Origin of the sequence: Variovorax sp. efr-133-TYG-130, assembly GCF_030208835.1 — a bacterium.
GTDB lineage: Bacteria > Pseudomonadota > Gammaproteobacteria > Burkholderiales > Burkholderiaceae_C > Variovorax.
The window spans coordinates 218,276-237,260 of the sequence record NZ_JARVTD010000007.1 but is presented as its reverse complement, the minus strand read 5'-3'; the positions used below and the strand labels follow the sequence as shown (position 1 = coordinate 237,260).

The 18,985-nt window shown below is 69.7% G+C and carries 18 protein-coding genes; 6 read left to right on the top strand and 12 right to left on the bottom strand.

The annotated features are described in order from the left end of the window. Positions 1 to 38: 38 nt before the first annotated feature. Positions 39 to 968 carry a LysR family transcriptional regulator gene (locus QRN67_RS09605; RefSeq protein WP_081266972.1) on the bottom strand — a complete coding sequence of 310 codons (930 nt, stop codon included), beginning with the start codon at positions 966 to 968 and terminating at the stop codon, positions 39 to 41. Between the two features lie 120 nt (positions 969 to 1,088). Between QRN67_RS09605 and QRN67_RS09600 the strand changes: the two genes are divergently transcribed. Then, a complete protein-coding gene (locus tag QRN67_RS09600) occupies positions 1,089 to 2,600 on the top strand; it encodes a CoA-acylating methylmalonate-semialdehyde dehydrogenase (protein WP_106936056.1) in 1,512 nt (503 codons plus the stop codon). Positions 2,601 to 2,678: 78 nt separating this feature from the next. Beyond that, positions 2,679 to 4,310 (top strand): GMC family oxidoreductase, encoded by a 1,632-nt coding sequence (locus QRN67_RS09595; RefSeq protein ID WP_106936055.1) that lies wholly within the window; start codon positions 2,679 to 2,681, stop codon positions 4,308 to 4,310. Positions 4,311 to 4,486: 176 nt separating this feature from the next. Here the strand turns inward: QRN67_RS09595 and QRN67_RS09590 are convergent, their stop codons facing one another. The 7 genes from QRN67_RS09590 to QRN67_RS09560 are packed head-to-tail and all read right to left on the bottom strand — an operon-like array spanning position 4,487 to position 11,141. Then, entirely contained in the window at positions 4,487 to 5,539 is a 1,053-nt protein-coding gene (locus tag QRN67_RS09590; protein ID WP_285411592.1) for an ABC transporter substrate-binding protein, read from the bottom strand. Positions 5,540 to 5,560: 21 nt separating this feature from the next. Beyond that, positions 5,561 to 6,706, bottom strand: coding sequence for an NAD(P)/FAD-dependent oxidoreductase (locus tag QRN67_RS09585; protein ID WP_285411591.1), 1,146 nt, complete (start codon positions 6,704 to 6,706; stop codon positions 5,561 to 5,563). Continuing rightward, positions 6,703 to 8,109 (bottom strand): NAD(P)/FAD-dependent oxidoreductase, encoded by a 1,407-nt coding sequence (locus QRN67_RS09580; protein WP_285411590.1) that lies wholly within the window; start codon positions 8,107 to 8,109, stop codon positions 6,703 to 6,705. The genes QRN67_RS09585 and QRN67_RS09580 overlap by 4 nt, the downstream gene beginning before the upstream one ends. Continuing rightward, positions 8,106 to 8,411 (bottom strand): (2Fe-2S)-binding protein, encoded by a 306-nt coding sequence (locus QRN67_RS09575; protein WP_285411589.1) that lies wholly within the window; start codon positions 8,409 to 8,411, stop codon positions 8,106 to 8,108. The genes QRN67_RS09580 and QRN67_RS09575 overlap by 4 nt, the downstream gene beginning before the upstream one ends. Then, entirely contained in the window at positions 8,412 to 9,206 is a 795-nt protein-coding gene (locus tag QRN67_RS09570; protein WP_081266965.1) for an ABC transporter permease, read from the bottom strand. It abuts the gene before it with no gap. Positions 9,207 to 9,210: 4 nt separating this feature from the next. Then, on the bottom strand, positions 9,211 to 10,071 hold the full coding sequence (locus QRN67_RS09565) for an ABC transporter permease (protein ID WP_081266964.1): 861 nt from the start codon (positions 10,069 to 10,071) through the stop codon (positions 9,211 to 9,213). Further along, complete coding sequence (locus tag QRN67_RS09560) at positions 10,068 to 11,141, bottom strand: ABC transporter ATP-binding protein (protein ID WP_285411588.1); 1,074 nt, start codon at positions 11,139 to 11,141, stop codon at positions 10,068 to 10,070. The genes QRN67_RS09565 and QRN67_RS09560 overlap by 4 nt, the downstream gene beginning before the upstream one ends. A gap of 217 nt (positions 11,142 to 11,358) precedes the next feature. Between QRN67_RS09560 and QRN67_RS09555 the strand changes: the two genes are divergently transcribed. Further along, on the top strand, positions 11,359 to 12,222 hold the full coding sequence (locus QRN67_RS09555) for an IclR family transcriptional regulator (protein ID WP_081266962.1): 864 nt from the start codon (positions 11,359 to 11,361) through the stop codon (positions 12,220 to 12,222). Positions 12,223 to 12,226: 4 nt separating this feature from the next. Here QRN67_RS09555 and QRN67_RS09550 read toward each other — a convergent pair whose 3' ends face one another. Further along, positions 12,227 to 12,667 (bottom strand): DUF4174 domain-containing protein, encoded by a 441-nt coding sequence (locus tag QRN67_RS09550; RefSeq protein ID WP_285411587.1) that lies wholly within the window; start codon positions 12,665 to 12,667, stop codon positions 12,227 to 12,229. Between the two features lie 2 nt (positions 12,668 to 12,669). Further along, on the bottom strand, positions 12,670 to 13,173 hold the full coding sequence (locus QRN67_RS09545) for a hypothetical protein (protein ID WP_081266960.1): 504 nt from the start codon (positions 13,171 to 13,173) through the stop codon (positions 12,670 to 12,672). A 308-nt stretch (positions 13,174 to 13,481) separates the two neighbouring features. On the opposite strand from QRN67_RS09545, the gene amaB reads away from it, so the two are divergent. From amaB to QRN67_RS09530, 3 genes are all read left to right on the top strand, one after another. Next, positions 13,482 to 15,029, top strand: coding sequence for an L-piperidine-6-carboxylate dehydrogenase (amaB, locus tag QRN67_RS09540; protein WP_285411586.1), 1,548 nt, complete (start codon positions 13,482 to 13,484; stop codon positions 15,027 to 15,029). Between the two features lie 167 nt (positions 15,030 to 15,196). After that, positions 15,197 to 16,093, top strand: a complete 897-nt coding sequence (locus QRN67_RS09535; RefSeq protein ID WP_081266958.1) for an amino acid ABC transporter substrate-binding protein — start codon at positions 15,197 to 15,199, stop codon at positions 16,091 to 16,093. Next, on the top strand, positions 16,090 to 17,325 hold the full coding sequence (locus QRN67_RS09530; protein ID WP_285411585.1) for a pyridoxal phosphate-dependent aminotransferase: 1,236 nt from the start codon (positions 16,090 to 16,092) through the stop codon (positions 17,323 to 17,325). Before QRN67_RS09535 ends, QRN67_RS09530 begins: the two co-directional genes overlap by 4 nt. Before the next feature lie 27 nt (positions 17,326 to 17,352). Here the strand turns inward: QRN67_RS09530 and QRN67_RS09525 are convergent, their stop codons facing one another. Both QRN67_RS09525 and QRN67_RS09520 read right to left on the bottom strand, forming a co-directional pair. Next, entirely contained in the window at positions 17,353 to 17,655 is a 303-nt protein-coding gene (locus tag QRN67_RS09525) for a hypothetical protein (protein ID WP_106936043.1), read from the bottom strand. A gap of 18 nt (positions 17,656 to 17,673) precedes the next feature. Next, positions 17,674 to 18,909, bottom strand: a complete 1,236-nt coding sequence (locus QRN67_RS09520) for an ammonium transporter (protein WP_285411584.1) — start codon at positions 18,907 to 18,909, stop codon at positions 17,674 to 17,676. Positions 18,910 to 18,985 lie beyond the last annotated feature (76 nt).

Here is an 18,985-nt window from a genome sequence, read left to right as displayed (position 1 = left end):
GCCGAGGCCACGGGCTCTCACGGCGAACGCCCACCCGCTCAGGCCGCGAAGCCGTCCGCCAGTGCCTCGCGCAGCCATGCCACGAACGCCGTCACCGCCTGCGGCACGTGCGTGGCATAGGGCCGTATTGCATACAGCCGCTCGCCGAAAGCGCCCACCGATCGCCATTGCGGCAGCACCTGCTGCAGCTTGCCCGACTGCAGCGCCGACTGCGCGCTGAAGTCGGGCACCAGCGCGATGCCCAGCCCGGTGAGCGCCGCGTCGCGCAACGCCTCGCTGTTGTTCGCCACCAGCGGCCCCGACACCGGCACCGTGATGCGCGGCGCCGAGGCCTTGGCCTCGAAGTGCCAGGTCGGCGTTTCCTGGGCGCGCGGGTAGTGCAGGCAGTCGTGGCCGGCCAGCGCCTGCGGCTCGCGCGGCGTGCCGCGGCGGCGCAGGTAGGCGCGGCTGGCCACCAGCACCGACTGGGTCTCGCACAGCGTCCAGGCCACGTGGGTGTCCGGCGGTGCCGCCGTGTGCCGGATCGCGAGGTCGAAGCCTTCCATCGCGAGCGAGCTGAGCCGGTCCGACAGGTCGAGCTCGATGCGAACCTCGGGCTGCGCGCGCAGGAAGTCGGCCAGCCGCGGCACCAGCTGCTGGCGCGCGAAGGCCACCGGCGCCGTCACCCGCACCAGCCCGCGCGGCACGCCCGCCAGGTCGCGCACGCCCGCGAAGCTGTGCGCGATCTGCTCGAAGGGCGCGCGCATGTCGTCCACCAGCCGCCGGCCCGCCTCGGTGAGCCGCACGCTGCGCGTCGTGCGCTGCACCAATGGCGCGCCGGCCGCGTGCTCCAGTTCGGCGATGCGCTGGCTCATCGCCGCCTTGCTCACGCCCAGGCGCAGCGCGGCGGCGGTGAAGCTGCCTTGCTGCGCCAGCACCGTGAGCCAGTGCAGGTGGGTCCAGAGCGACTCGATATTTTGGGGTTTCATGCATCCATTGTTCGCCATGGTGAACAATAAATTCAAGTTTCGTGTCTAGGCGCGAGGGGGCACGCTGCCTAAACTGGCCGCATTCCCCCTCTTGACCCGTCACGCGAAAGCACAGTCCCCATGCCCACCACGAACATCGACCACTTCATCGGCGGCCAGCCTGCCGCCAACACTTCCGGCCGCACGCAGGACGTGACCAACCCCGCCACCGGCGCCGTCACCGGCAAGGTCGGCCTGGCCGATGCGGCGCAGGTTTCCGCCGCCGTGGCCGCCGCGCAGGCCGCCTTCCCGGCCTGGGCCGACACCCCGCCGATCCGCCGCGCGCGCGTCATGTTCAAGTTCCTGCAGCTGCTCAACGAGCACAAGGACGAGCTGGCCCACATGATCACCGCCGAGCACGGCAAGGTCTTCACCGACGCGCAGGGCGAAGTCAGCCGCGGCATCGACATCGTCGAGTTCGCCTGCGGCATTCCGCAGCTGCTCAAGGGCGACTTCACCGACCAGGTGAGCACCGGCATCGACAACTGGACGCTGCGCCAGCCCCTGGGCGTGGTCGCCGGCATCACCCCCTTCAACTTCCCGGTGATGGTGCCGATGTGGATGTTCCCGGTGGCCATCGCCGCGGGCAACACCTTCGTGCTCAAGCCCAGCCCGACCGACCCGACGCCCTCGCTGCGCATGGCCGAGCTGCTGAAGGAAGCCGGCCTGCCCGACGGCGTGTTCAACGTGGTGCAGGGCGACAAGGCCGCGGTCGACGCGCTGCTGGAGCACCCCGACGTCAAGGCCATCAGCTTCGTCGGCTCCACGCCCATCGCCAACTACATCTACGAAACCGGCGCCCGCCACGGCAAGCGCGTGCAGGCCCTGGGCGGCGCGAAGAACCACATGGTGGTGCTGCCCGACGCCGACATCGACCAGACCGTCGACGCGCTGATCGGCGCGGGCTACGGCTCGGCCGGCGAGCGCTGCATGGCCATCAGCGTTGCGGTGCTGGTGGGCGACGTGGCCGACAAGATCATCCCCAAGCTCATCGAGCGCACCAAGACGCTGCAGGTGCTCAACGGCACCAACCTCGCGGCCGAGATGGGCCCGATCGTCACGCGCGCCGCGCATGAACGCATCACCGGCTACATCGACCTGGGCGAGAAGGAAGGCGCGAAGCTGCTGGTGGACGGCCGCCAGTTCGACGGCAACAAGGCGGGCGAAGGATGCGGCGACGGCTTCTGGATGGGCGGCACGCTGTTCGACCACGTCACGCCCGAGATGCGCATCTACAAGGAAGAAATCTTCGGCCCGGTGCTCAGCTGCGTGCGCGTGGCCAACTTCAAGGACGCGGTCGACCTGGTCAACGCGCACGAGTTCGGCAACGGCGTGAGCTGCTTCACCCGCGACGGCAACGTGGCGCGCGAATTCAGCCGCCGCATCCAGGTGGGCATGGTCGGCATCAACGTGCCGATCCCGGTGCCCATGGCCTGGCACGGCTTCGGCGGCTGGAAGCGCTCGCTGTTCGGCGACATGCACGCCTACGGCGAAGAGGGCGTGCGCTTCTACACCAAGCAGAAGTCGGTCATGCAGCGCTGGCCTGAGAGCATCGGCAAGGGTGCCGAGTTCGTCATGCCCACGGCCAAGTAGCATGCGGTGCGGCGCGAGGGGCGCCGCCATCCCGGCCAGAAATTTCGTCGAACAAAAAAGAGAGACAAGTCAAACGCCATGAGCGAGACCCAATTCGACTACATCATCATCGGGGCCGGCACCGCCGGCTCGCTCATGGCCAACCGGCTCAGCGCCGACAAGAGCAAGCGCGTGCTGCTCATCGAGGCCGGCCGCAAGGACGACTACCACTGGATCCACATTCCGGTCGGCTACCTGTATTGCATCGGCAATCCGCGCACCGACTGGCTCTACAGCACCGAGCCCGACGCCGGCCTCAACGGCCGCGTGCTGCGCTATCCGCGCGGCAAGACGCTGGGCGGCAGCTCCAGCATCAACGGCATGATCTACATGCGCGGCCAGTCGCGCGACTACGAGCAGTGGGCGCAGCTCACGGGCGACGAGTCGTGGCGCTGGCAGAACGTGCTGCCGGCGTTCAAGAAACATGAAGACTTCTACCTCGGCGCCGACGAGATGCACGGCGCCGGCGGCGAATGGCGCGTCGAGAAGCAACGGCTGCGCTGGGACATCCTCGACGCCTTCGCCGAAGCCGCGGCCCAGGCCGACGTGCCGCACACCACCGACTTCAACCGCGGCAGCAACGAGGGCGTGGGCTACTTCCAGGTCAACCAGAAGAACGGCTGGCGCTGGAACACCGCCAAGGCCTTCCTGCGTCCGACCTGCTATGGCAGGCCCAACTTCGAGCTGTGGACCGGCGCGCAGGTGTCGCGCCTGCTGTTCGAGACGCTGCCCGACGGCACGCGCCGCTGCACCGGCGCCGAGGTGTGGAACGGCAGCGAGACGGTCACCGCGCAAGCCACGCGCGAGGTGATCCTGAGCGCGGGCGCCATCGGCTCGCCGCAGATCCTGCAGCTCTCGGGCATCGGCCCGGCCGCGCTGCTGCGCCAGCACGGCATCGACGTGGTGGTCGACGCGCCCGGCGTCGGCGCCAACCTGCAGGACCACCTGCAGATCCGCGCGGTCTACAAGATCAGCGGCGCGCCCACGCTCAATGTGCTGGCCTCGTCGATGGTCGGCAAGGCGAAGATCGGGCTCGAATACATGCTCAGGCGCAGCGGCCCGATGAGCATGGCGCCGTCGCAGCTCGGCGCCTTCACGCGCAGCTCGCCGGAGCACGAGTGGCCCAACCTGCAGTACCACGTGCAGCCGCTGTCGCTCGACGCCTTCGGCGATCCGCTGCACAGCTTTCCGGCGTTCACCGCCAGCGTGTGCAACCTCAACCCCACCAGCCGTGGCGCGGTGCGCATCAAGAGCGGGCGCTTCCAGGACGCGCCGGCCATCGCCCCCAACTACCTGAGCACCGACGAAGACCGCAAGGTGGCGGCCGACTCGCTGCGGGTGACGCGCCGCATCGCGTCGCAGCCCGCGCTTGCCAAGTACAAGCCCGAGGAATGGAAGCCCGGCGTGCAGTACCAGACCGACGAAGACCTGGCCCGCTTGGCCGGCGACATCGCCACCACCATCTTCCATCCGGTCGGCACCACCAAGATGGGCGCCGACGGCGACCCGATGGCGGTGCTCGACTCGAAGCTGCGCGTGCGCGGCGTGCGGGGCCTGCGCGTGGTGGATGCGGGCGCGATGCCCACCATCACCAGCGGCAACACCAACAGCCCTACGCTGATGATGGCGGAGAAAGCCGCCGGCTGGATTTGCGGCGAGGCGCAGGACTAGCCCCGGCCGCGTCGGTCTATCTGCTGTGCCTGCCGGTGCTGCTGCGCAGGACGGCCCGGCAATAGCTCCGTCCAACACCAGAAACACCGAGGAACCGGCTTTGCCGGGCCTCAGGTGTTGCCCCCGGTAGGGGGTTGGCGCAGCGACACGAAGTGCGCTTAGCCTGGGGGCGAGCCCTATTTTTCTATGGTCTTGTTCCAGCGGGCGTTCCATGCGGGGCGGTTCGCGTTGATGCTTTCCCAGTCGATGGTCACGGCCGTCTTCATCCACTTGTTGATGTCCGCCACCTGCGCCGCGCCTTCGCCCTCGGCGGGGGTCTTGGGGTTGGTCGGGATCTGGGCGCCGTACTGCAGCACGTTGGCCTGCGCCACCGGGCTCAGCAGGAACTCGGCGAGCTTCTGCGACAGCTCGGGCTCGCTGTTGTTGGCGATCACGCACTGGCCCACCATCAGCACCACCGCGCCTTCCTTGGGCGGCGCGTACTCCACCGGAATGCCCTTGGTCTTGAGCGCCGCGACGGCCGTGGGCGTCAGCGGGAAGATGGCCGCCTCGCCGGTCTGAACCATCTCCGACAGCTTGGCCGAGCTCGGGATGTACTCCAGCACGTTCGGCCCGACGGTGGTGGGCCAGGCCTTGAAGCCCGGCTCCACGTTCTTGTCGTTGCCGCCCTGGATGCGGTTGAACATCAGAAAGCCGTGCAGCCCGAAGGACGACGACGACATCGACTGGAACACCACCTTGCCCTTGTACTTGGGGTCGGCCAGGTCCTTCCACGAAGTGGGCGGCGCCCAGCCCTTCTCCTTGAACATCTTGGCGTTGTAGGCCAGGCCGGTCATGCCCAGGCTCACGCCGCTGGCCATGTCGTCCTTGAAGCGCGCCGCGGGATAGATCTCGCTGAGCGACTGGCTGGGCTTCTGCTTCTGGCACAGGCCCATGCCGATGGCGCGCACCATGATGCCGTCGTCCAGGAACATCACGTGCATCTGCGGCTTGTCCTTGTTGGCCTGCGCCTTCGCGAGGATGTCGGACGAGGTGCCGGGCACCACCACCACCTTGGCGCCGTAGGCTTTCTCGAAGGCCGGGAACACGTACTGCGTGTACGCCTTCTCCATGGTGCCCCCGTTCATGCCGATGTAGAGGGTCTTGGTCTGCGCGCCGGCGGTGCCGGCGGCCGCGAGCAGGGCGGCCAGGATGAGGGCGGGGCTCGGGGACTTGGCGGTGCGTGACATGGTGATGCTCTCCAATCAGTTTCAGGTGGGGACAGGTGAAGAAACGGGTTGTTCGTCGAAGCGCTCGATGGCGAAGGCGTCGATGGGCGTGTCGCTGCGTCCGTCGCGCGCCAGTTCGGCCAGCACCTCGCCGGCGGCCGGGCCGATCTGGAAGCCCGCGCCCGCGAAGCCGAAGCCGTGGAACAGGCCGGGCGTAGTGCGGCTGGGCCCCAGCACCGGTTCGCGGTCGGGCAGGTAGCCCTCGGTGCCGCCCCAAGTGCGGATGATGTGCGCATGGCGCAGCGCGGGCAGCAGTTCCACCGCCTGCATCGCGAGCGTGGCGATGCCGTCGCGCTCGGCGCGTGCGCGGTCGGCATCGAGCGTGATGCCGGTGCCGCCGCCGAGCACGAGGTTGCCGCGCTCCACCTGCCGGCAGTAGATGCCGCCGCCCTCCACGCCGAGGCTCCACGCCATGAAGCGCGGCAACGGCTCGGTCACCGCCATCAGCGGGCTGCGGGAGCGCATCGGCGGCGTCTCGCCGAACTGGCTGGCGATGGCGCCGGCCCAGGCGCCCGCGCAGTTGAGCAGCACCGGCGCGCGCACTTCGAGCTCGTTGCCCGAGCGCACCGTGAACAGCGCGCCGTCGTGCGCCACCTCGTCGACCTGGTGGCGCTCGAAGACCTGCGCGCCCGCGCGCCGCGCAGCGAGCGCGAAGGCCGGCGACACCAGCCGCGGGTTGGCCTGCCCGTCCTCGATGCACAGCGAGCCGCCCACGGCGCGTGTGCCGAGCCAGGGGCATTCGGCGCGCAGCCGCGTGGCGGAGATCAGTTCCAGGCCCAGGTCGAAGTCGCTGCTGAGTGCGCGGTAGCGCTCCAGCGACGCCATGTCGGCCTCGCTGCGCGCGATCTTGAAATGGCCCGAACGCAGGTATTCGCCGTCGGTGCCCAGCAGCTCGGGCAGCCGGCCCCAGATGCGGTGCGCGCGCTGCGCCAGCGGCAGCTGGCTCAGCGGCCGGCCCTGGCGCCGCACGCCGCCGAAGTTCACGCCGCTGGAGCGCGAACCGCAGAAGTCGCGCTCCAGCAGCACCACGTCGACGCCCATGCGCCGCAACGCCAGCGCGGCGGAAGAACCGACGATGCCGCCGCCGACGATGGCGACCTCGGTCTGCAGTTTCCTGATGCCGCTCATGCGCCGCTTCCTTCAGCGGGCACGAGCCGGATCGGTATCGGCTTGATCGGCGCCTGCCCGCGCAGCCGTCCGACCTGCTGCAGCGGCTGCTGCGTGGCATGCGCGAGGATCTCGGCCGCGGCCACGCCGCACATGCGGCCCTGGCAGCGGCCCATGCCGACGCGCGACAGGGCCTTCAGGCGGTTCATCTCGCTGGCGCCGGCATCGGCGATCGTCCGGCGCAGGCTGCCGGCCGTGACGTTTTCGCAGCGGCAGACCACGAGCTCGTCGGGCGCATGCGCGGCCCAGTCATCGGGCACGGGGAAGGCGCGCTCCAGGCCGTGGCGGAAGCCGGTGATCCGGTCGAGCCTGCGTTCGAGGTCGGCGGCGCGCGCGGTGTCGACCGCCACGCCGTTGTCCGAAAGCAGCGCCAGCGCCGCGCGTTCGCCGGCCCACTCGGCGGCGTCCGCGCCCATGATGCCGGCGCCGTCGCCGGCCAGGTACACGCCCTCGACGCTCGCGCGGCCCGCCGCGTCGCGCACCGGCAGGTGTGCCCGGTGCAGCGGCGCGTAGTCGAAGCGGCAGCCGAGCAGGTCGGCCAGTTGAGTTTCGGAGCGCAGCGCGTAGCCGAAGCCGACGGCATCGCAGGCCAGCGTGCGCTCTTCGCTGCCGTCCTGCCAGGCCACGCCGGTGACGCGGCCCTGCGCCTCGTCGCCCAGCACGCGCAGCGGCCGCACGCCGCCGTGCAGCGCAATGCCGTGCGCGCGCAGCCAGCCGACGTAGTACACGCCCTTGGCGAACACCGCCGGCTGCGACAGCATCGCGGGCGTGGCGGCGAGCTGGTCGGCCAGGCGCGCGGTGTCCAGCACCGCCGCCACCTGCACGCCGGCCTTCGCATACTGGTACGCCACCAGGTACAGCAGCGGCCCGGTGCCCATGAACACCACGCGCCGGCCGATGGCGCAGCCCTGGAACTTGAGCGCGACCTGCGCGCCGCCCAGCGTGTACACGCCCGGCAGCGTCCAGCCCGGCACCGGCAGCACGCGGTCGGTGGCGCCCGTCGCCACGATGAGATGGCTGTAGGGCACACGGCTCGTGCCGCGCGTCGGGTTGTGCAGCACGTCGAGCTGGTGGTCCTGCGCGTTCCACACCAGGCTGTCTGGGCGGTGGTCGATGCGGCCCCGCAGTGCGTCGAAGGCCTGGTGCAGCGCGTCGGCACGCTTCGACTCGAAGCCGTAGAGCGTTCGGGCGGTTCGCTGCGCGAGGCCCGCGGGCGGGCGGCGGTAGATCTGCCCGCCGGCGCGCGGCGCCTCGTCGATCACCACCGGCCGCAGGCCGTGCGCCACCAGCGTCTGCGCCGCGCGCACGCCGGCCGGGCCGGCGCCGACGATCGCGGGTCGGAGTTCGCCTGTTGTCGTCGTCATGCGCCGTTCTTTCCGGTGACGAGCGCCATGCCGGGCGCGATGAAGCTCGAGCAGGCGCGCAGCCGCTCGCCTTCGCCGGTGGAGATCCAGCAGTCCTGGCAGGCGCCCATCATGCAAAAGCCCGCGCGCGGCAGCCCGCTGAATTCGTTGCGGCGCAGCTGGGCGCATTGTGTGAGCACGGCGGTCAGCACGGTGTCGCCGGCCAGCGCGCTGGCCGGCGCGCCGTCGAGCGTGAAGTTCACGGCCTCGCGGCCGGTGGTTTCGGCCACGCGGTGAAGCAGGGCGGTTGGAGTCGTCGTCATCTATCTGCGCCCCACCAGGACGCGGTCCAGGCCGTAGATCCGGTCCAGCAGCACCATCGCGAAGGCCGTCACCGCCACCATCAGCGCCGACACCGCCGCCATCAGCGGATCGATCGACTCGGTGGCATACATGTACATGCGCACCGGCAGCGTCACCGTGCTCGGCGCTGTGACGAAGATCGACATCGTCACTTCGTCGAAGCTGTTGATGAAGGCCAGCATCCAGCCGCCGGTGACGCCCGGCAGGATCATCGGCAGCGTGATGCGGCGGAACACCGTGGCCTGGCTCGCGCCCAGCGACAGCGCGGCCTGCTCTGCGCTGCGGTCGAAGCCCACCAGCGCCGCCACCACCAGCCGCAGCGTGTAGGGCGTGACGATGAGCGCATGCGCCATCACCAGCCAGCCGAAGCTGCCGGTGCCGCCGACCAGCGCGAACAGCCGCAGCAGCGCCACGCCCAGCACCAGGTGCGGCACGATCAGCGGCGACAGGAACAGGCCGTTGAGGAAATCGCGCCCCGGAAACTCGTAGCGCGTGATCGCCATGCCCGCCGGCACCGCGAGCAGCGTCGCGATGGTGGCCGAGCCGAGCGCCAGCCACAGGCTGTTCCAGAACGACTGCATGAAGTCGGGGTGCGCGAACACCGCCTCGAACCAGCGCAGCGAGAAGCGCGTGGTCGGGATGGTCAGCGTGTTCTCGGGCGTGAACGCCACGATGCACACCACCACCAGCGGCGCGAGCATGAAGACGATGACGAGCGCGTTGAACGCGAGGGCGATGGGGCCGTTCCTGTTCATCGCTTCAGCCCAGCGCTTTCTTGTAGCGGCCTTCTACGAGGCGGTTGTAGCTCAGCATCACAACGAGGTTCGCTACCAGAAGGACCAGCGCCACGGCAGCACCCAGCGGCCAGTTGAGCTCGCTCAGGTATTCGTCGTACACGATGGTCGCGACCATCTTCAGCCGCCGCCCGCCCAGCAGCCCCGGAATGGCGAACGAGCTCGCGGCCAGGCCGAACACGATCAGGCTGCCGGAAAGAATGCCCGGCATCACCTGCGGCAGCACGATGCGCCGCAGCGTGGTGAAGGGCGTGGCGTTGAGCGACAGCGCCGCGTTCTCCACGCCCGGGTCCAGCTTCTGCAGCGATGTCCACACCGGGATCACCATGAAGGGCAGCATCACGTGCACCAGCGCGATGATCACGGCCGCGTTGGTGTAGAGGATCTTCACCGGCCCGATGCCGACGAGGCCCAGCAGCCCGTTCACCGCGCCCTCGGGGCCCAGCAGCATGCTCCAGCCGAAGGCCCGCACCACCACCGACACCAGCAGCGGCGCCAGCACCACCAGCAGCAGCACCGAGCGCCACGGGTTGCGCATGCGGCTGAGCACGTAGGCCTCGGGCGCGCCGACCACCACGCAGATCACCGTGACCAGCGCCGAGACCCAGAAGGTGCGCCAGAAGATGCCGAGGTAGTACGAGTCGGAGAACACCAGCGCGTAGTGCGCGAGCGTGAACTCGCCCGACTTGGGGCCGGTGGCCGGGTCGTACACGTTGAACGACAGCACGGCAGTGAGCGCGAGCGGCACCAGCAGCAGCGCGGTGAACAGCAGCAGCGCCGGGCCGGAGAGCCACCACGGGGTGGCCTTGCTCTTCGAGGCGCTCATGCTGCGACAGCCCTTTCTTCGGCCGGCAGCAGCCGCATGCAGTGCGCCGGCCAGTCGATGCCGGTGCGGCTGCCTTCTTCCAGCGCGTCGCGCCCGTCGTTGGGGCTCAGCACCGTGAGGTCGCCGACCGGCGTGGCGATGCGGTAGAGCCACTGGCTGCCGAGGAAGAAGCGCTCCTGCACCTCGCCGTCGAGGCGGCCTTGGCCCGGCGGCATCAGCTGCAGCTTCTCGGGCCGCACGCTCAGCAGCGCGGCGGCGTCGATGCCGAAGCCGGTGTCGTCCACGTCGAGCGAGAGCGCGCCGACCTCCACGCAGGTGCGCGTGGCGCTGCTGCTCGAGACGCGGCAGTCGAGCAGGTTGGCCTTGCCCACGAAGGTGGAGATGAAGCGCGTGCTCGGATGCTCGTACACCCGCTGCGGATGGTCGATCTGCGTGGCGCGGCCGCCTTCCATCACCACCACGCGGTCGCTGATGGACATGGCCTCGCTCTGGTCGTGCGTGACCATCACCGTGGTGGTGCCGACCTTGCGCTGGATCTGGCGCAGCTCGAACTGCATTTCCTCGCGCAGCTTGGCGTCGAGGTTGGACAGCGGCTCGTCGAGCAGCAGCACCGGCGGCTCGATGACGAGCGCGCGCGCCAGCGCCACGCGCTGCCGCTGGCCGCCCGACAACTCGCGCGGATAGCGCCCGGCGTGCGCCTCCAGGTGCACCAGCGCCAGCGCCTGCTTCACCCGCTCGGCGCGCTCGGCCTTGGGCATCTTGCGCATCTCCAGGCCGAAGCTCACGTTGTCGGCCACCGTCATGTGCGGGAACAGGGCGTAGGTCTGGAACACGATGCCCAGGCCGCGCGTGTTGGCCTTGGCGTGCGTGATGTCCTTGCCCGCGAGCTCGATGCGGCCGCTGCTCACGGCCTCGAAGCCCGCAATCATCTGCAGCGTGGTGGTCTTGCCGCAGCCCGAAGGACCGAGCAGCGAGACGAACTCGCCCTTTTCCACCGCCAGGTTCATGGCCGACACCGCGCGGGTGGCGCCGTAGAACTTGGTCACGTCGGTGAGCCGGAGGAATGACATGGATCGGGCCTTTCTGCGGTGGCGAAAAGATGGCTGCGGGCAGCTTGTTCCAGCTTGGTGCACGCCATGGACAGCTTGCGTCTTTCAGTTCACTCTATTGCAACGATTGCGCCAGATCGCCTCGGGTATTCCATTAATCAGAATATTTCTTTAATTTATTCCGTTCAATGGAATATCATGCGGACAAGGCATCATTGAAATTCCAAAGGAGGAAGGTATGGAAACCCCATCGGCTGCCAGCGGCGGCGTGCCGCGTGTCTTCTCGGTGATCCGCGCGCTCGGCGCGGTGCAGGCCGAAGGCGGGCGCGTGACCCAGATCGCACGTTCCGTGGGCCTCACCCAGGCCACCACGCACCGTTTGCTGCAGTCGCTCATGGCCGAGGGCATGGTCGAGCAGGACGAGCGCAGCAAGCTCTATCGGCTCAGCATCGATTTCTTCGCGCTGGCCGCGAGCGCGGGCAACCCCGGCGACCTGCGCTCCATCTGCCGGCCGGTGCTGCTGCGGCTGTGCGCGAGCCTGGGCGACAGCATCTTCCTGCTGGCGCGCAGCGGCTTCGACGCGGTGTGCCTGGACCGCAGCGAAGGCCCGTTTCCCATCCGCTCCTTCACCGGCGACATCGGCGGGCGCATCGCGCTGGGCGTGGGGCAGGGCGCGCTGGCGATCCTCGCGTTCCTGCCGGAGGCCGAGCGCGAGGAGGTGATCCGCTTCAACCTGTCGCGGGTGCGCGAGTACGGCGTGTACGACGAGGTCTACCTGCGCACCGAGATCGAGCGCGTGCGGCAGCAGGGCTATGCGGGTCGCAACACCGGGCTTCTGGAAGGCATGGCCGGCGTGGCGGTGCCCATCCTCGACCGCGAGGGCCGCGCGGTGGCCGCGCTGAGCGTGGGCACCATCGCCGACCGGCTCAATGCCGACCGCATGCCGACGGTGGTCGAGCTGCTCAAGCGCGAGGCCGCCGCGATCGGGCCGAAGATCAACCCGTTCGACGCGACGCTGAGGCGGCCGGCGCAGAGCCTGGCGAGTTCGCCGGCGGGGCAGAAGATCGAGCTGCCGGAAGCGCCCGGGCCGGGCAAGGCCTGAGCCTTCAGCGCCGACGCATCGGCATCCTGTCGATCTCCGCGAACACCGCCTGCAGGTCGACGTCGGGCCCTTCGGTCATCTTCACGCCGCCGTCCTTGCCGACCAGCACGAAGGTGGGCGGGCCTGCCGCATCGAGCTTCAGCGCGGCCAGCAGCGCGCGGGTCTGCGCCGCGTCGAGGGGCTGCGCGTTGCGTCGGCCCTGGCCCGCGACCACCGTGTAGAGCACCATCTCGCGGTCGATGAAGGCCTCGCGCGTGGCCGTCTGGCGCAGGGCGGACTCGACCTTGCGCAGCAGCGCGTCACCTTGCGCCGGAACCACCACGACCACCGGGCGCGTCTTCCAGCGCTCGGCCACGAGCGGGTTGCGGTCCGCGGCGACGGCCGCGAGCGGCAGGGCCACGCTCAGCGCGGCCAGGGCGGGCTTGAGAAAGCTTGAAAAAGGCATGCTCAATCCTTCAGCTTGATGTCTTCGCTCTTGGCTTCCTGCATCGCTTCGGGTTCCAGTTCTTCGGCGTAGCGGTTCAGGCGAATGAACACGCCCCAACCCGCCATCAGCAGGCCCACCGCGCTCAGCAGGGCGGCGCCGTACAGCATGAGTTCGGGCGTCTCGCGGGCCTTGAAGATCGCGACCAGGCCCTCGACCGCCACGGCCACCACGATCACCACCATGAACCGCGACAGGAACCGGCGCACCCGCGTCGGCGCGCCGATGTGGGCGTCGCGCACCACTTCTTCTTCGAGCACGGTCTGGGAGATCTGCAGCGCCACGACTGCGGCCGCCAGCAGGCCGACCGCCTCGATCACCGCTTCGGCCGTCGAGATGTCGATGCCCTGCATGACGGCTGCAAAGCCCGCGTGCCCCGCGACCGCGATCAACACCACGGCCGCCGCGGCGAAAGCGAACGCCGTCAGCGCGTGGAGCGCGGCGTAAAGGGAGAGGATCGTCTTCATGGCGCATAAGGCGAGTGGGGGTGGCGCATCTTCGATGCGGCCTTGCGCCTTGTGCGTAGGCGCGCAGCCCGTGAGCCACGTCGTCAATTCAGCGCATGGATGCGGGCTTGCCTTGCACGGCAAGCCGGTCCCTTCTTCGTCGATCAGCCTTTTCATGCAGGACCTCGGGCGCAGTTCATTCCTGAAACGCATCAGGTCCTTCCATATTTTCACTAGCCAATCGCGCGCAGTTCGCTGATATTGGCCGGGTTCCATCCCCCTGCCGCCTTCCTGCCTTCCTTCTTTCTCCTCCTCCCCGGAGCGCGTCCATGTCCGAAGACCACACCCCCACCTCCCAGGCGTCCGTCGCCACCGAAGTCGAACAACTGCTGCAGCGCCTGGGCGTGCCGCGCGATGCGTACACCGGCGGCACGCTGACGGTGCGCTCGCCGGTGACGGGCGAGGTGGTCGCGCAGGTGCCGCAGACCACGCCGGCCGAGGCCGCCGACGCCATCGGCCGCGCGCACGAGGCCTACCAGGCCTGGCGCAACGTGCCCGCGCCGCGCCGCGGCGAACTGGTGCGGCTGCTGGGCGAAGAGCTGCGCGCCGCCAAGCGCGAGCTCGGCCTGCTCGTCACGCTCGAGGCCGGCAAGATCCCGTCCGAAGGCGCGGGCGAAGTGCAGGAAATGATCGACATCTGCGACTTCGCGGTCGGCCTCTCGCGCCAGCTCTACGGCCTCACGCTGGCCACCGAGCGTGCCGAGCACCGCATGATGGAAACCTGGCATCCGCTGGGCGTGTGCGGCGTGATCTCGGCTTTCAACTTTCCGGTGGCCGTGTGGTCGTGGAACGCGGCGCTGGCGCTGGTGTGCGGCGACTCGGTGGTGTGGAAGCCGTCCGAGAAGACGCCGCTGACCGCGCTGGCCGTGCATGCCATCGCGCAGCGCGCCATCGAGCGCTTCGGCGACGCGCCGCAAGGCCTGCTGGGCCTGCTGCTGGGCCAGCGCGACATCGGCGAGGTGCTGGTCGACGACCATCGCGTGCCGATCCTCTCGGCCACCGGCTCCACGGCCATGGGCCGCCAGGTGGGGCCGAAGCTGGCCGCGCGCTTTGCCCGCGCCATTCTCGAACTCGGCGGCAACAACGCCGCCATCGTCACGCCCTCGGCCGACCTGGACCTCACGCTGCGCGGCATCGCCTTCGCGGCCATGGGCACGGCCGGCCAGCGCTGCACCACGCTTCGCCGCCTGTTCGTGCACGACAGCGTCTACGACAAGCTGGTGCCCAAGCTCGCCAGGGTCTACGGCAATGTGCGCGTCGGCGATCCGCGCGAGGCCGGCACGCTGGTCGGCCCGCTGATCGACCGCGCGGCCTTCGACGGCATGCAGAAGGCGCTCTCCGAAAGCCGGGAGATCGGCGCCACGGTGCACGGCGGCCAGCGCGTGGAAGGCATCGGCACCCAGGACGCCTACTACGTGCGCCCCGCCCTGGTGGAGCTGAAGTCGCATGACGGCCCAGTGCTGCGCGAAACCTTCGCGCCCATCCTGTACGTGGTGCGCTACAGCTCGCTCGACGAGGCCATCGAATGGCACAACGCGGTGGGCGCGGGCCTGTCGTCGTCGATCTTCACCCTGAACGTGCGCGAGGCCGAGCGCTTCATGTCGAGCGCCGGTTCCGACTGCGGCATCGCCAACGTCAACATCGGCCCGAGCGGCGCGGAGATCGGCGGCGCCTTCGGCGGCGAGAAGGAAACCGGTGGCGGGCGCGAAGCGGGCTCCGACAGCTGGAAGGCCTACATGCGCCGCGCCACCAACACCATCAACTACTCGACCGCGCTGCCGCTCGCCCAGGGCGTCACCTTCGACATCGAAGAGTAGGGCTCTCCCCCAGGCTTCGCGCACTTCGTGTCGCTTCGCCAACCCCCTTCCGGGGGCGACATCGGCGGCCCGGCAAAGCCGGTTGCGCCATGTCTTGCGAACGGGCTGTCCGCTGCCCGGGGCCAGCCTTTGCCTTGCAGATCACAAAACCACAGGAGACAGGACCCATGAACATTCCCTTCAAGACCGCCGCGGCCGTCGCGCTGCTCGCGCTCGCGTTCGGCGCCGCCGCGCAGACCGCCACCGGCACGCTCGACAAGATCAAGGCCAGCGGCAAGGCCGTGCTCGGCGTGCGCGAAGCCTCGCCGCCCATGGCCTACATGCTGGGCGCGGGCGAGAAGTACGTGGGCTACCACGTCGAGCTGTGCGAGCGCGTGCTCAAGGACATCGCGCCGCAGGCCAGGCTGGAGTACATGGCCGTGACCGCGCAGAACACCATTGCGCTGGTGCAGAACGGCACGCTCGACATCGGCTGCGGCCCGACCACCAACAACATGGCGCGCCAGCAGCTGGTGGCCTTCGCCCTCACCACCTACGTGAGCGAAGTGCGCATGGCCACCAAGGTCGATTCGGGCATCACCACGCTCGACCAGCTTTCGGGCCGCAACGTGTCGGCCTCGACCGGCACCACCGCCGTGCAGCTGCTGCGCAAGCGCGAGCGCACGAACAACGTGTCGTACAAGACCGTGCTCGGCAAGGACCACCTCGAGAGCTTCCTGCAGCTGGAGTCCGGCCGCGCCGACGCCTTCGTGCTCGACGACAACCTGCTGGCCGGCATCATCGCCAACTCGAAGGACCCCGCCGCGTACCGCATCGTCGGCGAGGCGCTGGGCTCCGAGCCGATCGCGCTGCTGTTCCGCAAGGACGACCCGGCCTTCAAGGCGGCGGTGGACGACTCGCTGCGCCGCATGATGAAGAGCGGCGAGCTCGAGAAGATCTACACCAAGTGGTTCGTGGCCGCGATTCCGCCGAAGAACACCAGCCTGAACCTGCCCATGAGCGCCACGCTCAGGCAGCTGATGGCCGAGCCCAACGACAAGCCGCTGGAGGCCTACGCCAAGTGACCACGGACACCGCAGCAACGGCCCCTGGCGTCTTCGAGCCGGCGCAGCGCGTGCGCGCCATCGGCGTCTCGGAGATCCTGCGCATCACCGACCATGCCAACGCGCTCAGGCGTGCGGGCCGCCCGGTGATCGTGCTGGGCGCGGGCGAGCCCGACTTCGACACGCCGCAGAACGTGCGCGACGCCGCGGTGCGCGCCATCGGCCGCGGCGACACGCGCTACACCGTGCTCGACGGCAGCCCGGCCATGAAGGCGGCGGTGCAGCTGAAATTCAGGCGCGACAACGCGCTCGAGTTCGCGCTCGACGAGATCAGCGTGAGCGCGGGCGCCAAGCAGGTCATCTTCAACGCGATGATGGCCAGCCTGGACCCGGGCGACGAGGTGATCCTGCCCGCGCCGTACTGGACCTCCTATGCCGACATCGTGCAGGTCTGCGGCGGCGTGCCGGTGCCGGTGGCCTGCACCGAGGCCAACGGCTTCCGGCTCGACGCCGCGCAGCTGGAAGCCGCGATCACGCCGCGCACGCGCTGGATCTTCCTTAACTCGCCGTCGAACCCGAGCGGCGCGGCCTACAGCGCGGCGCAACTCCAGCCGCTGTGCGACGTGCTGCTGCGCCATCCGCGCGTGTGGGTGCTGGCGGACGACATCTACGAGCACATCCTCTACGACGGGCTCGCGTTCGCGACGCCGGCGGTGGTGGAGCCGCGCCTGCGCGAGCGCACGCTGACGGTCAACGGCGTGTCGAAGGCCTACGCCATGACCGGCTGGCGCGTCGGCTACGGCGCGGGTCCGCGCGCGCTGGTCGCGGCCATGGCCGTGGTGCAGAGCCAGACGACATCGTGCCCGTCGTCGATCAGCCAGGCCGCGGCCATCGAGGCGCTGACCGGCCCGCAGGACATCGTGGCGGAGCGCTGCGCCGACTTCCAGGCGCGCCGCGATTTCGTGGTGGCCGCGCTCAACCGCGCGCCGGGCCTGGGCTGCCGCGTGCCGGAGGGCGCGTTCTACACCTTCGCAAGCTGCGCCGGCGTGCTCGGCAAGCGCACCCGCGGCGGTGACGTGCTGCAAAGCGACAGCGACTTCTGCCGCTACCTGCTGCAGGACTTCGAAGTGGCGGTGGTGCCGGGCAGCGTGTTCGGGCTGGCGCCGTACTTCCGCATCTCCTATGCGACGTCGATGGCGCAGCTGGAAGAGGCCTGCGCGCGCATTGCCGCGGCCTGCGAAGCGCTGGAGTGAGCTGACGAGCCGGGGCCGGCTGGCGCCTCAGCGCAGCCCGCCCACATAGCGCGGCGGCGGCGTGGGCGGCTGGCCATCGGGCTGCCGCGCCGCCAGCCGGGCCGCGCGCGCCAGCGGCTCCATCGCCTGCTCCAGCCGCGTGGCGAGCTGGTAGAGCTCCTCGTCCTTGGTGTCGGCCGCGTGCGCGCGCGTCATGCGCACGATCTCGGCGGCGTACTCGGCGTTGGTCGCCATCCACTCGGTGTCGGTCACGCGCCCGTGCTTTCGCCGCAGCGCCACGTGAAGGCGGGCGGCGAGGGCGATGCGTTCGCTTTCGGACATGGATGGCATGGTTCCTCCGTCGGTGGATCAACTCCCCAGTTGTTCCTTGTGCTGTGCAAGATCGAGGCCCAGTACTTCGCTGTCGGCCTCCACGCGCAGCCCGACCAGCACGTGCACCAGGAAAAGCACCACCGCCGTCCCCGTTGCGCTGTAGATCGCCACGCTGCCGACCGCGATCGCCTGCGTCAGCACGTCGCCGGTGGCGCCCGAGATGCGCGCGTCGGCGAACACGCCCGTGAGCAGTGCGCCCACGATGCCCCCGATGCCGTGCACGCCGAACACGTCGAGCGAGTCGTCCGCACCCAGCATGTGCTTCAGCCCGGTGGCGCCCCAGTAGCAGGCCAGGCCCGCGATGGCGCCGATGGCCAGTGCCGCCGGCGGCGTGACGAAGCCGGCCGCCGGCGTGATGGCCACCAGCCCGGCCACCAGGCCCGAGCACAGGCCCAGCAGCGAGGGGCTGCGCCGCACGATCCACTCGCCGAGCATCCAGCTCATGGCGCCGGCAGCCGCCGCGATGTGCGTCACCAGCATCGCCAGGCCGGCGCGCCCGTCGGCCGCCACCGCCGAGCCCGCATTGAAGCCGAACCAGCCGACCCACAGCAGGCCCGCGCCCATCATGGTGAAAGCCAGGTTGTAGGGCTCGAAAGCCTCGCGCCCGTAGCCCTTGCGCGGACCCAGCGCATAGGCGCACACCAGCCCGGCGATGCCGGCGTTGACGTGCACCACCGAGCCGCCCGCGAAGTCGAGCGCGCCCATCTGCGCGAGCCAGCCGCCCGGCTCCCACACCCAGTGCGCGATCGGCGCATAGACCAGCACGCTCCACAGCAACGCGAACCACAGCACCGCCGAGAAGCGCATGCGCTCGACGAAGGCGCCGAGCACCAGCGCGGTGGTGATGATCGCGAAGGTCAGCTGGAACATCGCGTAGACCGACTCCGGCACGTTGGGCGCCACGTGGCTCACCGCGACCTGGCCGGCTTCCTTCAGGTATTCGAAGCCCGAGAACCAGAAGCGGCCCGCGCCGCCGAGCCACGGCCAGCCCTCGGTGAAAGCCAGCGAGTAGCCCACGGCGAACCACGTCAGCGACACCGCCGCGGCGACCGCCACCACGGCCGCCATCGTGGCCAGCACGTTCTTGCGGCGCACCATGCCCGCGTAGAAGAGCGCGATGCCGGGCAGCGTCATCAGCAGCACCAGCGCGGTCGAGGTCATCATCCAGGCGGTGTCCGCCGCGTTGATGGAGGCTTGCGATGCCAGTGCCATGGTCGTTTCTTCTTCGAGTGTTGGGCTGTGGCCGGACGTGCACAAGTCGTGCCACATCGTTAACCAGCAGAAACAC